A 20534-nucleotide genomic window follows, 5' to 3' on the forward strand; every position below is an offset into this window, starting at 1 on the left:
CATGTTACTTTATTATTTCTCTTGAAATATAACCTATAGAAAGAGTAAAATTAGGTTGTAGTACTATTTAAATATAATTTTATTAGGAGGTTTTTCTTTATGGCAGTAGAAAAAACAGTAACAATTACAGACGAAACAGGTGTTCACGCACGTCCAGCAACAGTACTAGTGAATAAAGCAGGAAGCTTCGCATCTGATATGAACTTAGAATATAACGGGAAATCCATTAACTTAAAATCAATTATGGGTGTTATGTCTCTAGGTATTCCTCAAGGTGCTGAAATCAAAATCGTTGCTGATGGTTCTGATGAACAAGAGGCACTAGATGCTGTGATCGAAGTAATCAAATCAGAAGGTCTAGGAGAGTAATTACTACATGAGTCAATTAACAGGTATAGCAGCATCGAATGGAATAGCGATTGCTAAAGCATACAAACTCGCTATTCCAGATCTTTCTTTTGATAAAAAGAAAGTAGATGATACAACAAGTGAAGTCGAGCGTTTAACGAAAGCGTTGGAAGTTTCTAAATCTGAACTAGAAAAAATAAAAGAGCATGCTCGCACCTCTTTGGGTGATGAGCATGCAGAAATTTTTTCAGCGCATTTACTAGTACTTAGCGATCCTGAGCTCATCAATCCGATTAAGGATAAGATTGAATCAGAACAAGTCAATGCAGAATTTGCATTAGATGAAACAGCGCAAATGTTTATTCAAATGTTCGAAAATATGGATAATGAATATATGAGAGAACGTGCTGCAGATATCAAGGATGTTACCAAAAGAGTAATGGCACACCTATTAGAGGTTTCTTTCCCAAATCCAGCATTAATAGATGAGGAAGTAGTTGTCATCGCTGAAGATTTAACTCCTTCTGATACTGCACAATTAAATAAACAATTTGTGCAAGGTTTTACAACCAATATCGGTGGTCGTACTTCACACTCTGCAATTATGGCTCGCTCCTTAGAGATTCCAGCAGTTGTTGGAACAAAAGCTATCACAGAGCAAGCAAAAGAAGGCGACATCTTAATAGTGGATGGAATTGATGGTAATGTAATCATCAATCCAACCGATGAAGAAATAAATGAGTACAAACAGAAACAAGAAAACTTTGAAAAACAAAAACAAGAATGGGCTAAACTGAAAAATGAACCAACAGTTACCAAAGACGGTACACATGTTGAATTAGTAGCTAACATTGGTACACCTAACGATGTTGAAGGTGTTCTCAACAATGGTGGTGAAGGTGTTGGGTTATATCGTACCGAGTTCTTATACATGGGTAAAAATGAACTGCCAACTGAAGATGAGCAGTTTGATGCTTATAAATCAGTTTTAGAACAAATGGGAGACAAGCCTGTAGTAGTTCGCACACTGGATATTGGTGGGGATAAAGAACTGCCATATTTAGAATTACCGGATGAAATGAATCCATTCCTCGGATTTCGTGCAATCCGTCTTTGTTTAGAACGTGATGATATTTTCCGTACACAACTACGTGCACTTCTTCGTGCAAGTACATACGGAAATTTGAAAATTATGTTCCCGATGATTGCAACATTGGACGAATTCCGTCAAGCGAAGGCAATCTTACTAGAAGAAAAAGAAAACTTGACGAAAGAAGGAACTGAAGTTTCTGATAATATCGAAGTCGGTATTATGGTTGAAATTCCTTCTACTGCAGTAATCGCTCGTCAATTTGCTAAAGAGGTTGACTTTTTCAGTATTGGAACAAATGACTTAATTCAATATACATTAGCAGCAGACCGTATGAATGAACGAGTAAGCTACTTATATCAACCATATCACCCAGCAATCCTTAACCTTGTCAACAATGTGATTGAAGCAGCACATGCAGAAGGTAAATGGGCTGGAATGTGTGGTGAAATGGCTGGCGATTCGATTGCGATTCCGATTCTCCTTGGATTAGGCCTCGATGAATTTAGTATGAGCGCTACATCTATTTTACCTGCTCGTACACAAATGAAAGAACTATCAAAAGAAGAATTGGCTTCATACAAAGATCAGCTTCTAAGCATGGATACAGCTGATGACGTGGAAGCATTTGTCCGTGAAAAAACGAATCAATAATCGGTAAACGACTCAGATTTTGTTCTGGGTCGTTTTTATTTATACTCCCCTACTATCTTCAATAGAAAAGTACATTTATGAAATCGTTATCATTTATTTTAATATAATGCTAAAAGTATTGCAAGTTCTATAATCTTTGTTATTTTGCAAAATTACTTTTTTGGAAGACATGATAACAGGAGTAAAGAAAACCCCTGTTATTTTTGTCTAACCACTTTTACATTTTCCATTTGTTAGATCGATTCATTAACCATAGGAAATATGGTGCTCCGATGATAGCTACAATGATTCCTGTTGGTATTTCTTTTGGTACTAATAAAGTTCGGCTTAATACATCAGCAACCATCAGGAATACCCCACCTAATAAGGCTGCAGTGACAAACAAATGTCTGTGTGCCGGTCCTAGCAATATACGGGCAACATGCGGCGCAATTAATCCGACAAACCCTATAGTACCAACTGTTGCTACACTTGCAGCCGCTATTATAGAAGCTAATAATGCTAAATAAAATCGTGTCTTTAATACCGATAATCCCAATCCTTTAGCCGTGTCATCTCCTAGTGCCAACGTATGAATCCGATCACTCACCAAATAAACGATTGGAATCAGAATAAGCAGTGGTCCTACTAAATAATAAATCAGTTCTGTCCAGCTTTTCGCATACGTCGTACCCGATAACCAAGTTAATGCAGATGCTACTGCCATATCTGAACGTACAACCATAATTTGAATCACCGCTGATCCAAAAGCTGATATACCAATACCAAGCAGCGCTAACAATGCTGGTTGAAATGCCGAACGATAAGCTAACAACATTACAACTAAAAAGGCAACGAGCGCACCAATAAATGCTCCCAGCGGAACCCATACAGCTGAAATGGAACCGATATATAGAAAAGTTAAGGCACCTACACCGGCACCTGATGTAATACCAATCACTGACGGATCAGCTAATGGATTACGTAATACACCCTGAAAAATATAGCCGCTAACAGCCAGTAATACACCACTTCCTGCCGCAACCAATAACCTTGGTAACCGTAAATCAAGTGCCATATTTTTAATGAATTCATCATTGTTTAAAAAGATCGCCTGAAAGGTCTGGACTAGTTGTACACCATTGTTTCCAGTAGAAATCCCGATAAATACTACTAATATAGCAACAACAGAAAGGATTGGGATCATCCATTTTTGCAACGTTGCAGAATTGATTTGTCCAGCTAATATACCCGTATCCTTACTACTATACTCCTTGTTTTGTTTATTCATAATTAGCCAGATTAACCATGGGGCACCGATAAATGCCGTAATTGCTCCTACAGGTAATTCGGAAAAAGACGGATCTAATACTCTAGCAAGCACATCAGCACCAAGTAAGACAACTGCCCCCCATAAAAATGAACCTAAAATAATAACATAATGCTTTTGAAAGCCTAATAGTTTTATAAGGTGTGGTGCAATTAAGCCGACAAATCCGATTGGACCTACAACACTAACTGTTACAGATGTAAGAAAAACAGCGAGTATTACGGTAATGATTCTTGTTCGATGTATTTTCTGTCCTAAGCCAGTCGCTACTTCTTCTCCTAATTGGAACAAGTCTAATGATTTCGAAATGAATAATGAACCAATTAGACCAATTATTATAAAAGGTAATGCAAATTGAACACCTTCCCAGTTATTTTGTACAAGTGTTCCTGCTCCCCATAAAAAAAGACCAGCGGTTTCATTTTCAAAAAAGATTTGTAATAGCGAAGTAAAGGCTGAGAACATCATCGTAATAACCATACCTGCTAAGACCATTTTAACAGGATTCGAGTTAGCCACTCCCGCTAATGTGTAAACGAGTATCGCAGTTAAAATTCCGCCTAGAAAGGCTACTAATAAACCACTCCATCCACTTGTCGCAGAGATAAATACACTAGCAAACACTACTGCAAAATACGAGCCTGAATGGATTCCCAATGTACCGGCTGAGGCTAAAGGGTTTTTCGTTATCGTTTGCAAAAGCACACCTGATACCGCTAAAGCTCCACCTGCTAAGATACCAATGATTGCTCTAGGCATTCTTAAATATCGAACAGTGTGATGTTCTAACAGATCTTCAGGTCTAAAAATGGCATTAAGAATAGTCAATGGTGCAATGGAGACACTACCTTGATTGATATGTATAAAAAATAATAAAAGTAAAAGGACGGTTCCACCTCCAAAGGTGAGAACCGTTCTTCCTATATAATTCTGTTTTGACATCATTTATCACTTCTCTTGTAATAATGCTTCCTTAACTTGATTTGCGAAAACTTTTGCAGACAATGGACCACCAAATGTCCATGTATCGCCTGGTAATGCATATGTTCTGTCTTCTTTTACAAAAGCAAGCTCTTCCCATGCAGGATTGCCTGCCAATTGATTAGTAAAGACATTATCGTCTTCCTGTACAATATAGAAGAAATGTGCGTCTTGTGCGGTCTGTAATGATTCTACACTAGTTTCATCAAATCCGTAAAGCTGGAAGCCATCTGATTGATAAGCATTTTTTAGACCAATTTTTGTCATGATTTCCGTTGCCATCGCATTATCTTTGAATAAACGAATAACAGGAGAATTATCAGAGCTGTATGCTTGGGATAAAACAAAATCTCGGTTTTCAATACCAGCATTTTTAATTTCTGCTTCGATTTCCTTATATGTTTGATCTAAGTCAGCTAATATTTGATCTGCCTTCTCTTCTTTTTGCACAAGTTTTGCCATTTCTTTGAAGGTAGATTCCATTTCTTCATACTGAGTACCTTCGCCTTCTTCAGGATATGAATTATAAGCCAATGTTGGAGCAATTTCTTTTAAACTGTCAAGAATTGCTTCATGGCGAGAATTTGCCGTAATGATCACATCTGGATTTAAAGCGTGAATAGCTTCTAAATTTGGCTCCTGACGGGTACCTACATCTTTTACGTTTTCACCCAGTTCAGGTTCAATATTAACCCAAGAATGGTATCCTTCGATATCTGCCATCCCGACAGGTTGTACACCAAGCGCCAGTAAATTTTCCGCATACACCCACTCAAGTACTACGATGCGTTCTGGAACTTCTTCAAACGTTTGCTCTCCATAAATATCAGATACGGTAATTGAACTGCTTTCTTCTGCAGATTTATCATCTGCATTTGCTTCTTCTTGATTTTGTTTCTCTTCCGTCTCACTGCCGCCAGTTCCGCAAGCAACTGCAAATACACTTACAAATAAACCAATTAATAATAACAATAAACTCTTTTTCATTTAAAAATTGCCCCTCTCTTATGTATTTTTCTAATTGAAAAGGATTATCATTTGCAACCATATTCATATTACATGTCCAGTCACAAACTGTCAAGTAAAATTTAAATCGTGTACAACTGAGCTAGATACTTATTGGGAGCAAATCTTTATACTTGGATTTGTGTTTATCTCTTTTATTCTACAAATCTTCTTGCTGTATGATTAGATTTGTTGTTTATCTCCTTTTATTCAACAAATCTTCTTGCTACATGATTAGATTTGTCGTTTATCTCGTTTTATTCAACAAATCTTCTTACCGCATGATTAGATTTGTCGTTTATCTCGTTTTATTCAACAAATCTTCTTACCGCATGATTAGATTTGTCGTTTATCTTCTTTTATTCAACAAATCTTCTTCCTGCTTGGTTAGATTTGTCGTTTATCTCCTTTTATTCAACAAATCTTCTTGCTGAGTTGTATTGAATAAAGATTTTTGATTAAAAAGTAGATAAAGTGAGAATATGATCAGTGGGGGTTTTACAGACGGTTCGCACCGAAATAAAATTGCAAACCAGTAAATACTTATAATGTTTCACTCATGTCTTTGACTGAAAGGGAGTATTTTTCCATTAAACAAAAAAAGCACCCATCGGGGTGCTTTTTTAAGTTTAACTTATTTGTTTAAGTTGTAGAATGCTGTTTTTCCAGCATATTTTGCTGTGCCTACTAGTTCGTCCTCGATACGTAGTAGTTGGTTGTATTTTGCTACGCGGTCTGTACGGGATGGCGCACCTGTTTTGATTTGACCAGCGTTAGTTGCAACAGCGATATCCGCGATTGTTGCGTCTTCTGTTTCACCAGAACGGTGAGAAATAACTGCTGTATAACCAGCGCGTTTTGCCATTTCAATTGCTTCAAATGTTTCTGTAAGTGTACCGATTTGGTTTACTTTTACAAGGATAGAGTTACCTACACCTTGCTCGATACCTTGTGCAAGACGTTTTGTATTTGTTACAAATAAGTCATCACCTACTAATTGTACACGATCACCGATGCGATCAGTTAATAGCTTATGACCTTCCCAGTCGTTTTCATCTAGACCATCTTCGATAGATACAATTGGGTATTTATTGATCATTTCTTCATACCAAGCAACCATTTCTTCAGAAGTACGAACAACGCCTTCTCCTTTAAGGTTGTACTTGCCATCCTCATAGAACTCTGAAGATGCTACATCCATTGCAAGCTTCACTTCTTCTCCTGGTTTGTAACCAGCAGCTTCGATTGCTTCAATAATAGTAGAAAGAGCTTCTTCGTTTGATTTTAAGTTTGGTGCGAAACCACCTTCATCACCAACACCAGTGTTGTAACCTTTTCCACTTAAAACTTTTTTCAAGTTATGGAATATTTCTGCACCCATACGAAGCGCTTCACGGAATGTTGGAGCACCTACAGGCATGATCATAAATTCTTGAATATCTACGTTGTTATCTGCATGCTCCCCACCATTTAAGATGTTCATCATTGGTGTAGGAAGTGTAGTAGCGTTGAATCCACCTAAGTAAGTATACAATGGTACACCAAGGTAATCAGATGCTGCATGTGCTGCTGCCATTGATACACCAAGGATTGCATTCGCTCCTAATTTTCCTTTGTTTTCTGTACCGTCAAGTTCTAATAAAAGTTGATCAATCACAACTTGGCGAGTTACGTCAATACCTAATAATTCAGGTGCAATTACTTCATTTACGTTTTCTACTGCTTTTAATACACCTTTTCCTAAGTAACGGTCTTTATCACCATCACGTAATTCTACTGCTTCGTGTTCACCAGTAGATGCACCACTTGGAACTAGTGCAGAACCGAATGCTCCTGCTTCTGTAAAAATTTCAACTTCAACTGTTGGGTTACCACGGGAATCTAATACTTCGCGTGCATAAACATCTGTAATGTAAGGCATAATGTTAAACTCTCCTTTTATAATTATTTTTGAATAAGGCTGTCGCCTGTCATCTCTTTTGGTTTCTCTACTTCTAATAAATCTAATAATGTTGGTGCTAGGTCGGCTAAAATTCCGCCGTCACGTAATTGGACACCATCTTTTGTTACAATGACTGGTACTGGATTGGTTGTATGAGCTGTCATCGGATCACCGTCAAGCGTTACTACTTCATCAGAGTTACCATGATCAGCAGTGATAATCGCTTGTCCACCTTTTTCGATAATTTTATCGACAATTTTACCAAGACACTCATCAACAGTTTCAATAGCTTTCACAGTTGGTTCTAACATACCAGAGTGGCCAACCATATCAGGATTAGCAAAGTTTAAAATGATCGCATTTTGCTCATCTTTATCCAATTCTTCTAATAACGCGTCCGTTACTTCGTAAGCACTCATTTCTGGTTGTAAGTCATATGTTGCTACTTTCGGTGAATCGATCAGAATACGTTTTTCACCAGGGAATTCTTGCTCACGTCCACCACTCATGAAAAAGGTAACGTGCGGATATTTTTCTGTTTCAGCAATACGTAGTTGATTTAGATTATTTTGTGCTAAGACCTCACCAACAGTATTATCCAAATTAGCTGGTTCGTAAGCAACATAACCATCCACTGTTTCACTAAAGTTTGTTAAACAAACGAAGTGAATATTCTTAGGTGCTTTGTCACCACGGTCAAAGTCACGGAAATCATCATTCGCAAATGTTCGTGAAATTTGAATTGCACGATCTGGACGGAAGTTATAGAAAATCACGGCATCTTCATCTTGAATCGTAGCTTTTGGCTCACCATTGTCATCTGTAATCACAGACGGAATAACAAACTCATCATAGATTTCGTTTTTATAAGAATCTTCTACAACTTCGAATGGATCCGTATATTTAGGTCCTTCCCCATATACCATGGCATCATAAGACTTCTTGACACGGTCCCAACGCTTATCACGATCCATGGAGTAATAACGTCCGGAAATGGTTGCGAATTCTCCAACTCCATATTCCTTCATTTTCTCTAAAGCTTGTTCAATATAAATTTTTGCTGATTTTTGATCGACATCACGACCATCTAAAAAGGCATGTACATATACTTTTTTAAGGCCTTTATCGGCAGCAAGCTTTAGTGTAGCATACATATGCTCAACATGACTATGTACACCACCATCAGACAGAAGTCCAAAAATGTGCAGTGCTTTGTTATTATTTTTCGCATGCTCTATTGCGTTTAATAATACTTGATTTTCAAAGAAGTCGCCATCTTTAATCGATAAATTAACACGAGTTAAACTTTGATACACAATACGACCGGCACCAATGTTTAAATGACCTACTTCTGAGTTCCCCATTTGACCAGCAGGGAGACCAACTGCTTCCCCTGAAGCTGTTAATTGACTAGTCGGGTATTGATTCCAGTAACGGTCAAAGTTTGGTGTTTTGGCTTGTTTGACTGCATTCCCTTTTACTTCATCTCTTATCGCATAACCATCAAGGATAATCAATGCTGCTAGTTTATTTTGACTCATTTTGCACCAGCCTCCACTAGCTGTAAGAAGGAATCTGCCTCAAGACTTGCACCACCTACTAATGCACCATCAATATCAGATTGTGCTAATAGCTCGTCAACGTTAGCTGGCTTCACACTTCCACCATATTGAATGCGAACAGCTTCACCAGCTTCTGCAGAAACAGTATCAGCTACTACTTTGCGGATGTGGGTACATACTTCATTTGCTTGTTCGGAAGTCGCTGTTTTACCAGTTCCGATTGCCCAGATTGGTTCGTAAGCAATGATAGTCGCTTTAACTTGGTCATCAGACAAACCTTTAACTGCAGCTTTTACTTGCGCTTCTACCACATTCATTGTTTCATTTGCTTCACGCTGTTCTAATGTCTCACCTACACAAACAATCGGAATCAAATTATGTGCAAATGCTGCATGTGTTTTTTTATTCACTGTTTCGTCTGTTTCAGCAAACATTTCACGACGCTCAGAGTGTCCAAGCACTACATATGTTACCCCAATATCAGCAAGCATACCTGGGCTTACTTCACCTGTAAATGCTCCATTTTCTTCAAAATGCATGTTTTGGGCAGCAATTTCTAGGTTAGTTCCTTTTGTTTTTTCTACTAATGTTGGTAAATAAGGAAAAGGTGCACAAACTACAGATTCCACTTTATCATTACTAGCCACTTTGTCTTTTGTATCCTCGACAAACTGAACAGCTTCACCTAGCAGTTTATTCATTTTCCAGTTACCTGCAATTACATTTTTACGCATGTTCTTCACCTCTCCTTTGATTACTTGTCGGTTAGTACACTAACACCTGGCAGTTCTTTACCTTCCATGAATTCCAAGGAAGCACCGCCACCGGTTGAGATGTGGTCCATCTGTTCTGCGTAGTTAAATTTCTCAACTGCTGCTGCAGAATCTCCACCACCAATAACAGTATAACCTTCTGTTTTGCTTAGTGCATCTGCGACAGCTCTTGTACCATTTGCAAACGTTTCTAATTCGAATACACCCATTGGCCCGTTCCAAATAACAAGCTTAGAATCTGCAACGATTTGTGTATATTTCTCGCGGGTTTTTGGACCAATGTCCAATGCTTCCAGATCAGCTGGAATGGAATCAATGTTTACGATTTGCGTATTTGCATCATTGGAAAAATCATCAGCAACAATAACATCAACAGGCATAACAAAATTTACGCCTTTGTCTTTTGCTTTTTGCATATATTCTTTTGCCAATTCGATTTTATCTTCTTCTAAGAGTGATTTACCAATTTCATGTCCTAATGCTTTGACAAAAGTATAAGCTAGACCGCCACCGATAATCAGGTTATCCACCTTATCTAATAAATTATCGATTACACCAATTTTGTCTTTTACTTTTGCACCACCGATAATTGCTGTAAATGGACGATCTGGATCAGATAAAGCTTTTCCTAGTACTTCTAATTCTCTTTCCAAAAGGAATCCTGCTGCAGATGGAATATGTTCTGCAATACCTGCTGTTGAAGCATGTGCACGGTGAGCAGCACCAAATGCATCATTTACATAGTAGTCTGCAAGGCTAGCGAATTCTTTTGCTAATTCTGGATCATTTTTGGTTTCACCAGACTCAAAACGTACATTTTCAATTAACAAGAGGTCACCGTCTTCCAGCTGACTTACAGCTTGGTTCACTTCATCGCCATACACTTGATCTGTTTTGATAACTGATTTGTTACTTAAGTCGCTTAGACGTTTTGCAACAGCATCCATGCGAAGTTCTTCTACTACTTCTCCGCCTGGACGACCTAAGTGGCTGGCAAGGATTACTTTTGCACCTTGCTCTGATAAGTATTTGATAGTTGGTAATGCTGCTTTAATACGTGTGTCGTCAGTTATTTCGCCATCTTTCATTGGTACGTTGAAATCAACACGGCAGAATACCTTTTTTCCTTTTACGTCAATGTCTTTAATTGTTTGTTTGTTCATTCGTATGAACCTCCTTAAGGACTTTGATTTCTGCTTACTTCATTTCAGGCAAAAACGAGAGGAGGATCAATCCCCCTCCCGTTCAATTGTTACACTTATAGTCCTTGTTTTTTAAGATATGCAGCTAAGTCTACTACACGGCTAGAGTATCCCATTTCATTATCATACCAAGATACTACTTTTACCATGTTACCTTCCATTACCATTGTAGAAAGCCCATCAATAGTAGAAGAATTAGTGTTTCCGATGTAGTCAACAGATACTAGTGGCTCATCAGAGTAACCTAGAACACCTTTTAGGTGACCTTCTGCAGCTTCTTTTAATGCACCATTTACATCTTCAACAGTTACTTCTTGATCTAGTTCTGCAACTAAGTCAACAAGTGAACCGTCAGGAGTAGGTACACGCATAGCCATACCATTTAATTTACCTTCTAATTCAGGTAATACTAGAGAAACTGCTTTTGCAGCACCAGTAGTTGTTGGAATGATATTTTCAGAAGCTGCACGAGCACGACGATAGTCTTTGTGTGGTAAATCAAGAATTTGCTGGTCGTTAGTGTATGAGTGAATAGTAGTCATCATACCACGTTTTAGACCAAATTTATCGTTTAATACTTTAGCATATGGAGCTAAACAGTTTGTTGTACAAGAAGCATTAGAAATTACGTGGTGTTTAGCCGGATCATATTTGTCTTCGTTAACACCCATAACAACTGTAATATCTTCTTCTTTCGCAGGCGCAGAGATAATAACTTTTTTCGCACCAGCATCTAAGTGTTTAGCTGCTGCATCACGTTGAGTGAAGATACCAGTAGATTCAACAGCGATTTCCACACCAAGGTCTCCCCATGGTAGGTTAGCTGGATCACGCTCAGATAGTACTTTTACTTCTTTTCCACCTACAACAAGATAATCTCCATTTACAGAAACTTCTTGTTCTAGTTTTCCGTGTACAGAGTCATATTTAAGTAGATGTGCAAGCATATTCGCATCAGTTAAGTCGTTAACTGCTACTACTTCTACCTCATCATTTTTTAAAGCTTGACGAAAAACGTTACGACCGATTCGGCCAAAACCATTAATACCTACTTTTACTGCCATGCTAAAATTCCTCCTTAAAGTATCCTTAAGATTTATATTTAAAGGGACGAACCCTTTAACAACTCTTTTGCTGCCGCTTCATCTGTGATTAACACGTTACTTTTTCCTTGCTTGAAGTAAGATTGAATGGCTTTTGCTTTCGAAGAACCTCCTGCTACAGCAACAACATATTGTGCATGTTCAAGTTCCTCTAATTGCATACCAACAGTGCGAACCTTGTAAACGACCTTACCTTGTTCATCAAGGTAATAACCGAAGGCTTCACTCACAGCGTTACCACTTCTTAATTTAGTTAATACTTGTTCAGAAGCTTTACGGCGTTTTGCCATTGTACATGCGTCACCAATACTGTGCAGGACTATTTTAGTATCACGAATCATTTCTAAAATATCCTTAATAGCTGGTTCTTCGATGATTGAATGGTATGTTTCCTCACTTAACGGGTCAGGGACATATAACATGCGGTAATTACCATTTGCTTTTTTAGCCATCTGCGCACAAATGGTATTAGCTTGGTTTTCTACTTGTTCACCTAATCCGCCTCTTGCTGGAACAAATGTACAATTCGCAGCATGTTCTAAAGGCTTCATCTGGTTGGCAACTTCTGCCATCGATGTACCACCTGTAACTGCTATTGTTTGATTGGAAGTTAAAATGGAACTCAAAAATTGCACACACGCTTTCCCCATATCCTGTTTAACAGATGGTTGTGTGTCACTATTTCCCGATACGATAATTACATGCTCCAATTGTAATTTATCCTTAATTTGAGATTCTAAAACACGAAATTCGGAAATTTCATTCATAAATGACGATAACTTCTCGATAATCGTGTCCCCTTCATCTGTAACTCGCATTCCTTTCGAAGTCACCATAATAAATCCATGCTTGTTTAAAAATTCAACTTCACTGCGAACTACTCGTTCTTTTAAATTGATATTTTCAGATAAGCTACGGCGTCCGATTGGCTGCATCATTTGTATGTATTGAAGTATTTTGTATCTTTTCTGCATGGTATCGAGTAAATCCGGGTACAATTTTTCTTGAATATCTAATAAATCTTTCAATCGGAAACGCTCCTTTATAATTCACCGGGGGAATTTTGTCCCTCCTAGTCGCATTCCGTCCCACTCAGAACAAAAAAAATAACTTCCATAATTATTGTATCAAATGGTCTAACATCTCTCAACTATTTTCTGAATTATTTTTCTTTTTCAGATAGTTTTCGACCTTTTCCATGTCGACTATTTCAGTGTCAACTATGATGTCATCGTGTTTGATGACTGGGATCATGAGATGATAAGCTTCTAACAGTTCATCATCATTATAAATATTAATTTCTTCGATTTCAAATAAATAGTCTTGTTGCAGCATTTCCAGTGTTACTTTCGCTTGATCACAGAGACTACAATTTTCTTTTCCGTATAGTTTTAATTTCATCATTCCCACCCCTTGACTTGATTAGAAATCCTGATCTGTCTAATTCGACATAGATACAAACAGTATACTAATGAAAACTCTCTTTGGTGTAGCTTCCTTCCTTTCTTCTGAAGTTGAGTGTTAATTCTTCGCTGCGAAAAAACACCCCCTTTCCGGGGGCACGGCTTCAGCTAACTTGGTAAAGAATACCACTTTATCAAGTGGATCTTCAGCTCGCGCTATTCCTCCAGGAGTGTCGCATTTTTCCGCAACTTAGAATGGCTATCTGATCAAGCGAGAAGATATCCATGGTAGTATATTCATATGTATTCATCTTTCAATAATCAGAAAATCACTACTAGCGTAGGCAACATACGTAGACTCCTGCGGGAACAGTGACCAAAGTGAGACCCCATAGCGAACGGTCTTGGTGAGCGAGGAGGCTCACGGGGTCACCCGCGGAAAGCGAAGTATGTTGCCGGAGCATTTCCTAACACTTATTACTGAGAAGATGGTAGAAAGCAAATCCACGATAGTTCCGTCGTAATTTATGTTATTTCCGCACAATTTTAAACTTTCTGATTTTATCAGGAAACTATGTGTGATTACTTTATTGCTTTCATTCCTGTGTCGATCATTTCTTGGATGACCTCGGCGGATTGGTGTAGTTGTTGGGTTTCTTTTTCGGATAGGTCTAATTCTATTACTTCACGGATGCCGTTTTCGTTTAGCAGTGCCGGCACACCGATGTAGAGATTATTTAATCCGTATTGCCCCTCTAATTTAGCAGAAACCGTTAAAATGGCATTTTCATTGTTTAAGATTGCTTTTGTTAACCGGACTAATCCTAGACCAATACCGTAATAGGTTGCTCCTTTTCGTTCAATAATATGATATGCCGCATCTCGTACATTCTCAAATATCTCGATCATGTCTTTATTTTGATAAAAATTATCGATACCTGTATATTGGCCTAATGGTACTCCACCAATTTGCACATGACTCCATACTGGCAATTCTGAGTCACCGTGTTCACCTATGATATAAGCGTGTACATTACGTGCATCGACTTCCAAATGTTTTCCTAATAAATATCGGAATCGCGCTGTATCTAAAATTGTTCCAGAACCAATTACGCGTTCCTTCGGTAAACCTGAAATTTCCCTTGTCAGATGTGTTAAAATGTCAACCGGATTAGTGGCCACGACGAAAATCCCCTGAAAGTCAACATCCATGACTTTATCGACAATTCCTTTAAAAATTTTAGCATTCTTGGTAACAAGGTCTAACCTCGTTTCTCCTGGTTTTTGGTTCGCACCTGCTGTTATGACAACTAGATCTGCATTATGACACTCTTCATATCCACCCGCTTTAATACGCATTGGATTGCCAAACGCCATACCATGATTTAAATCGCGAGCTTCTCCATCTGCTTTTGCCTCATCCAAGTCAATCAGAACAAGTTCATTAACAACACCTTGATTTAACAACGCATAAGCATAACTAGTACCAACAAATCCTGTTCCAATAATGACTACTTTTCTTAATTTCGTCTTATGAATTGTCATAACAACCACTCCTTCCAACATTAGAAAAACTTAAATCCTTAAATTCAGCTACGCTAAATAAAAAACGGGATATAGTTATACTATATCCCATTTAAGATACTATGAAAATATATATATCTGACAATCATGTGAACAATTGAGCAATGATATCTTCTGCACCTAAAACACCTGAAGTCGATAATCCGTAAATATAACTTTTTCGAATCGAAATAGCATCAGCACCTCGTTGTAAATAATGATTTAAATCGTCTTTAGTTTCCACTTCTGTCTCAACAACAACAATTAACCTTTCACTAGCTATAATATCGATCTTTTCCAATAAATCGAGATTGGACTTGTTAATATTAGACAGGATAATACCATCAACTTGCTGCTCCAAACTTGAACGAACATCATCCAGTGACAAGTCTCCGTAAATAAAGATCGGTAAGGTTGTAAATTGTTTGATATATTGAATATCATCCCAAGAAATGTGACGCTTTTGATATTCTTGAGCAACTCGTTCAGACAAAGGAATTTTACTATGATAATTTTTTTTAGCAAAAATCGGATCCACTACAAAGTTTGTAGTTCCTTTTACTAATTGATCTGCTTTTTGATGAATCTCATCATTTGAGATGGATAAAATAATAGCCTGATATCCTGCTAATTCGGCACGTTGGATAAAATGCTTCGTAAGTTCCAAATCTTGAAAAATATGAGCTTGAAACCAAAGCTCACTATCTGGTACAGCATCACTTACTTCTTCAATGCTGTAGGACGAATGACTGCTAACGATAAAGGGTACACCTTGTTTACTAGCTGCTTTTGCGGTTGCTAATTCACCGTCTTCATGAAAATAGGTCTGTGCACCAACCGCACCTAATAACAGTGGAGAGATATTCAATTTAGTCGATGACTTGCTATTGAGAATAAACGATGTAGAATTTGCCTTTTGAGATGTTACTTGATCTAAATATAATTTTGCTGCTTTTGATAATTGTTTTTCTGCTGCTTCCTCTAAATTTTCTACGACACTTCTTTTCACTTTTGCTTTTACCATTTTATAAGCCTCCTAATAATTTAGGGAAACAAAAAAGCCCCTCTTGATAAACAAGAGAGACTGCAACTATTATCTCCCTCTTATTTTTCAAACTAACGTTTGCAGGATTTAGCACCTTTTAAGCATAACTCGCTTAAGGTTGCCGGGTTTCTTCGGGCCAGTCCCTCCACCACTCTTCATAAGAGTATCTATATGTTTTAATTTTTAACTTTATTATTTCTTTCGATTTCTAATGCTTTTAATTGTCTTCTTAAAATTTTTCCACTAATTTTTGTTTTCGGTAATTCATCCATTACTTCTATCTCTCTAGGAGCAGCATGTGCTGATAGATTTTTTCTAACATATAATCGAATCTCTTCTAATAATTCATCTGATTGTTCATATCCAGCTCTTAATGTAATAAAAGCTTTAACTAATTCACCACGTAATTCATCAGGTTTACCTATTACACCAGCTTCTTCTACTGCCGGATGTTCAATTAACTTACTTTCTACTTCAAACGGACCAATACGCTCACCTGCAGAATTAATCATGTCATCATTTCGGCCTTGGAAGAAGACATATCCTTCATCATCCTGTAACGCTAAGTCACCAGAGATATACCATCCCTCGTACTGGAAATAAGATTTGAACTTATCCTTATTTCCCCATATTTCTTTCATTAGTCCTGGCCACGGTGTACGAACCGCTAGTTGACCAACTTCACCACGAGGTAATTCATTACCTTCTTCATCTAAAATACCAACCTGTACGCCAGGAAAAGCTCTTCCCATCGAACCTGGTTTTATTTTCTCGGCAGGAAGATTCACGATTAAATGTCCACCAGTTTCTGTCATCCACCATGTATCATGTATGCGGACATTTAAGCTGTTCCATGCCCATTGGATGACTTCAGGGTTTAATGGTTCTCCTACACTTAGTACATGGCGAACAGATGATAGATCATATTGTTTGTATAGATCACCTTTTGACAGGAGCATACGGAAAGCTGTCGGTGCACTATACCAAATCGTTACCCCTAGTTCTTCAATTAAAGAATACCAATTCTCGGCACTGAATCGTCCACCTTGTATCACTACTGTTGCTCTGTTCAGTAGTGGAGCAAACAAGCCATATACACTTCCTGTTACCCAGCCTGGATGTGACGTACACCAGTAAACATCATCATCTTTTATATCCAGTACCCACTTACCAGTGACGATATGATGTTGAGCAGCACGGTGGGCATGCAATACACCTTTTGGTTTACCTGTAGAACCACTTGTATAGTGAATTATTAAGCCATCTTCCCAGTCCACCCATTCCACAAATTCATCACCGTCAACCGGTTGTAATGGTTCTTTCTCAATATCCTCTACAAAAAGGATAGTTTCTAATGATGGAATATCGTCCTTTGGAACACGTTTAACTAATTGTTGATCAGTAATTAGTAATGTGCCATCACAATCATTAATTCGATCTCTGACTGCTTCCTCCATAAATGCTTCAAATAAAGGACCAGCGATCGCACCTACTTTTATGACAGCTAATATAGCAATATAGCATTCTGGCGTTTTAGGTAGAAAAACAAATACACGATCTCCTTTTTTTACACCATGTTCCTTTAAAATGCGAGCGTAATGATCGGTTTGATCTTTTACTTCTTTAAACGTATAAGATCGCTTTTCATCCTCATTAATGTAGTGAAGGGCTATTTTATCACCATATCCCTCCTCCACATGACGATCAATCGTTTCGTATGCTGCATTAATCTTTCCTGTATTGGCAGCAGATAATAATGCCTTTGCATCTGACCAATCAAAATTTTCACGAATTTTATCATAGTTGTTAAGGTTATATTCACCTTCGATTTTTTCTATATGTGTTGTTGTGGTTGGTTGTGTCATTTGATTATCCCCCTTGAAGGCCGATTGCTATTTGTTTAAGTCTAAAGATTCCAAGATTTCTGACTTTAGATGTGCTAATTCTTCGCTTCCCCGATCTCTCGGTCTATCCTGAGTTATAGTAATTTCTCTGTCTACTTCCCCCGGCTGTCCTTTTAAAATAACAACACGGTCACATAGATAGGTTGCTTCATCAATATCGTGTGTTACTAATACGATAGTAGATTGATATTTTTTCCAGACATCTAATAATAGGTCTTGTAATTGCATTTTAGTAAAAGCATCTAGTGCACTGAACGGTTCATCCAAAAGGAGAATTTCTGGTGATGTTACCAGTGCTCGCGCAATTGCTACACGCTGAGCCATACCGCCAGATAATTCACGAGGGTATAGCCCTTCTTTTCCCCTTAACCCTACACTTTCTAAATAATCAATAGCTTTATTTTCCTTTTCTTTACGGCTACCTGTCAATCCGAACGTCACATTATCTAACACATTTAACCATGGAAGCAATCTCGGTTCTTGAAAAATAAAACCAGTTGTATCGTGAATTTCTTTTGATACTGTGCCATTAATTTCAATATCTCCGTCGTATTGCGGATCCAATCCCGATATTGCTCGCAATAAGGTACTTTTCCCACATCCACTTGTTCCTAGTAAACCTATTATTTCTCCCGGTTTTACTTCTAAATTGACATTCTTCACGGCAGTAGTTCCATTAAATGTACGACTCACATCTCTTAGTGCTAGACTCATATTAAATACTCCTTCCTTATTTCTCGAAACGATCCTGCCAATGCAAGGAACGATCTTCTACCAGCTTTAAAATCCAATCGGTTAATTTTCCGATGATCGCAAATAGAATTATACTTGCTAAAATCGTTTCAGGACGTGACATATTCTGTCCAAAGACAAGTAAAAAGCCCAAACCTTGACTTGCCCCCATCAATTCTGCTGCTACCACGAACATCCAACCTAGTCCTAAACCACTACGCATTCCTACTAAAAAAGAAGGTAACGAAGCTGGAAGAATAATCCGCTTCACCAATTGAAATGTATTTAATCCGTACATTTTTCCTACTTCAATTAATTTACGGTCTACACCTAAAATGCCACTGACAATATTCAAATAGACAGGGAAAAATACCCCAACTGCAATCATCACAACTTTTGATGTTTCACCAATACCCATCCATAAAATAAATAATGGTACCCATGCTAAAGATGGGATGGAACGAAACGCCTGAATCATTGGATCAAATAATTGCTCTGCTTTTTTATAAAATCCTACAAACGCTCCTAAAATAATGGCTGCTACTGTACCGATTACGAATCCAACTAATACACGATAGGTTGTAATCCACACATGCCCCCAAAGTGATCCATCTTGTGCCATACTAATAATTTTATCAAGAATGGTTGTCGGTGCTGGAAGCTGATTAGAAGGGACAACACCAGCACGACTCAGAACTTCCCATATAACGATTAAAATGACAGGAAAAATACTACCAATTAAGATCGTTTGTATAAGGTTGTTTTTATTATTGGAAGTTTTCTTTTCTTTCACCTTTGATTGAACCGGCTGCACATATCCGGCAGTCGTTGCTTGATTTTGATCTTTAGCCATTTGTGCCCCTCCTAAGTTTCACTTACTCTTTCTCAATTACTGCTTCCGCAAATTCCGGATTAATCAATTCATTTGTTAATGCTTCGATATCATCTTCTTTTTTTAATACTTCTGCACTTTTTAGTACATTTCCTGCAGCGGTAATTGCTTCCACATGTTCTTCTCCTGGTATTGGATTAGATAAATCTGTTCTCTCTACTAATTGGATATTTGCTACATCGACACTAATACCAGCTTGTTCTGCTAAAAGTTCCGCTGCTTTTTCTGGATTATCAAGTGTCCATTGACGAGCTCGTTCATATAATTTAATTACTTTTTCAACATATTCTGGATGCTTTTCAGCAAATTCTTCTCGAACATTTAAAAATCCATACGTGTTAAGATTGATATCTCTAAAAAATAACTTCGTATTTGATTCTAATTCATGCTTTGCCATGTGCGGGTCAAGACCGGCCCATGCATCTACATCACCATTTACGAGTGCATTACCACCATCAGCATGTTGTAAATTGACAAGTTCTATATCATCAGTTGACATTCCAACCGAATCAAGTGCTCTTACTAGGAAAATATATGGATCTGTACCAAGAGTCGCTGCTACCTTTTTCCCTTTTAAATCTTCAATCTTTTCAATTCCTGAACCTTCATTGGTAACTAATGCTGTCCATTCAGGCTGAGAATAGACATACACATTTTCTAACGGTACCTCATTAGATTCAGCGATAAGTGCAGCTGCACCTGCTGTTGAACCGAAATCTACACTATCACTATTTAAAAATTCTATTGCTTTGTTACTACCTTGGCTTAGAGTCCATGTTACCTCGATGTCTTCTTTACCAAATTCTTCTTCTGCCCATCCGAATTCCTTCAATACTAGACTTGTTGGCGAATAATAAGCATAGTCTAAGCGGATTTCCGATGGTTTCCCTTCATCAGCTTGACTGTCAGATGAGCAGCCTACTGCTAAAATTAAAACAATTCCAAATATTGCAATCGCTAAAAAACTTCTCAAATCAATTAACGGTATTCTCTTCATTGTAAATTGTCCCCTTTTTTGTTTTATTA

General features: G+C 37.8%; 17 protein-coding genes and 1 riboswitch. Of the genes, 2 read left to right on the forward strand and 15 right to left on the reverse strand.

Annotation, left to right across the window (positions count from 1 at the left end):
* The first annotated feature begins 99 nt into the window (after positions 1-99).
* Positions 100-369, forward strand: coding sequence for a phosphocarrier protein HPr (locus ACTWP4_RS12305; RefSeq protein ID WP_443129067.1), 270 nt, complete (start codon positions 100-102; stop codon positions 367-369).
* 7 nt (positions 370-376) lie between these two features.
* Entirely contained in the window at positions 377-2092 is a 1716-nt protein-coding gene (gene ptsP, locus ACTWP4_RS12310) for a phosphoenolpyruvate--protein phosphotransferase (protein WP_443129068.1), read from the forward strand.
* 217 nt (positions 2093-2309) lie between these two features.
* Here ptsP and ACTWP4_RS12315 read toward each other — a convergent pair whose 3' ends face one another.
* The 15 genes from ACTWP4_RS12315 to ACTWP4_RS12385 all read right to left on the reverse strand — a co-directional run bounded on the left by ACTWP4_RS12315 (position 2310) and on the right by ACTWP4_RS12385 (position 20505).
* Positions 2310-4343 (reverse strand): iron ABC transporter permease, encoded by a 2034-nt coding sequence (locus ACTWP4_RS12315; RefSeq protein ID WP_443129157.1) that lies wholly within the window; start codon positions 4341-4343, stop codon positions 2310-2312.
* Positions 4344-4349: 6 nt separating this feature from the next.
* Positions 4350-5369: an ABC transporter substrate-binding protein gene (locus ACTWP4_RS12320; protein ID WP_443129069.1), complete on the reverse strand. Its 1020-nt coding sequence runs from the start codon at positions 5367-5369 to the stop codon at positions 4350-4352.
* Between the two features lie 652 nt (positions 5370-6021).
* On the reverse strand, positions 6022-7308 hold the full coding sequence (gene eno, locus ACTWP4_RS12325; RefSeq protein ID WP_443129070.1) for a phosphopyruvate hydratase: 1287 nt from the start codon (positions 7306-7308) through the stop codon (positions 6022-6024).
* 23 nt (positions 7309-7331) lie between these two features.
* Complete coding sequence (gene gpmI, locus ACTWP4_RS12330) at positions 7332-8870, reverse strand: 2,3-bisphosphoglycerate-independent phosphoglycerate mutase (protein WP_443129071.1); 1539 nt, start codon at positions 8868-8870, stop codon at positions 7332-7334.
* Positions 8867-9625, reverse strand: a complete 759-nt coding sequence (gene tpiA / locus ACTWP4_RS12335; protein WP_443129072.1) for a triose-phosphate isomerase — start codon at positions 9623-9625, stop codon at positions 8867-8869. The genes gpmI and tpiA overlap by 4 nt, the downstream gene beginning before the upstream one ends.
* A gap of 20 nt (positions 9626-9645) precedes the next feature.
* On the reverse strand, positions 9646-10827 hold the full coding sequence (locus ACTWP4_RS12340) for a phosphoglycerate kinase (protein ID WP_443129073.1): 1182 nt from the start codon (positions 10825-10827) through the stop codon (positions 9646-9648).
* Positions 10828-10922: 95 nt separating this feature from the next.
* Positions 10923-11930: a type I glyceraldehyde-3-phosphate dehydrogenase gene (gap, locus tag ACTWP4_RS12345; RefSeq protein WP_443129074.1), complete on the reverse strand. Its 1008-nt coding sequence runs from the start codon at positions 11928-11930 to the stop codon at positions 10923-10925.
* Between the two features lie 38 nt (positions 11931-11968).
* On the reverse strand, positions 11969-12997 hold the full coding sequence (locus ACTWP4_RS12350; protein ID WP_443129075.1) for a sugar-binding transcriptional regulator: 1029 nt from the start codon (positions 12995-12997) through the stop codon (positions 11969-11971).
* A gap of 118 nt (positions 12998-13115) precedes the next feature.
* A complete protein-coding gene (locus tag ACTWP4_RS12355) occupies positions 13116-13370 on the reverse strand; it encodes a glutaredoxin family protein (RefSeq protein ID WP_443129076.1) in 255 nt (84 codons plus the stop codon).
* Positions 13371-13954: 584 nt separating this feature from the next.
* Entirely contained in the window at positions 13955-14917 is a 963-nt protein-coding gene (locus ACTWP4_RS12360; RefSeq protein ID WP_443129077.1) for an L-lactate dehydrogenase, read from the reverse strand.
* Positions 14918-15041: 124 nt separating this feature from the next.
* On the reverse strand, positions 15042-15959 hold the full coding sequence (locus tag ACTWP4_RS12365) for an alpha-hydroxy-acid oxidizing protein (RefSeq protein ID WP_443129078.1): 918 nt from the start codon (positions 15957-15959) through the stop codon (positions 15042-15044).
* Between the two features lie 77 nt (positions 15960-16036).
* A riboswitch (SAM riboswitch) is annotated at positions 16037-16144 on the reverse strand.
* A 12-nt stretch (positions 16145-16156) separates the two neighbouring features.
* Positions 16157-17845, reverse strand: coding sequence for an acetate--CoA ligase (gene acsA, locus ACTWP4_RS12370; protein WP_443129079.1), 1689 nt, complete (start codon positions 17843-17845; stop codon positions 16157-16159).
* 27 nt (positions 17846-17872) lie between these two features.
* Positions 17873-18598: an ABC transporter ATP-binding protein gene (locus ACTWP4_RS12375; RefSeq protein WP_443129080.1), complete on the reverse strand. Its 726-nt coding sequence runs from the start codon at positions 18596-18598 to the stop codon at positions 17873-17875.
* Positions 18599-18614: 16 nt separating this feature from the next.
* The gene (locus ACTWP4_RS12380) at positions 18615-19469 is read right to left on the reverse strand and encodes an ABC transporter permease (RefSeq protein ID WP_443129081.1); all 855 of its coding nucleotides are present in this window, start codon (positions 19467-19469) and stop codon (positions 18615-18617) included.
* Positions 19470-19491: 22 nt separating this feature from the next.
* Positions 19492-20505: an aliphatic sulfonate ABC transporter substrate-binding protein gene (locus ACTWP4_RS12385; protein ID WP_443129082.1), complete on the reverse strand. Its 1014-nt coding sequence runs from the start codon at positions 20503-20505 to the stop codon at positions 19492-19494.
* Positions 20506-20534: the final 29 nt, after the last annotated feature.

Origin of the sequence: Gracilibacillus sp. D59 (assembly GCF_052246695.1) — a bacterium.
In the GTDB taxonomy this organism is placed as follows: Bacteria; Bacillota; Bacilli; order Bacillales; family Amphibacillaceae; genus Gracilibacillus.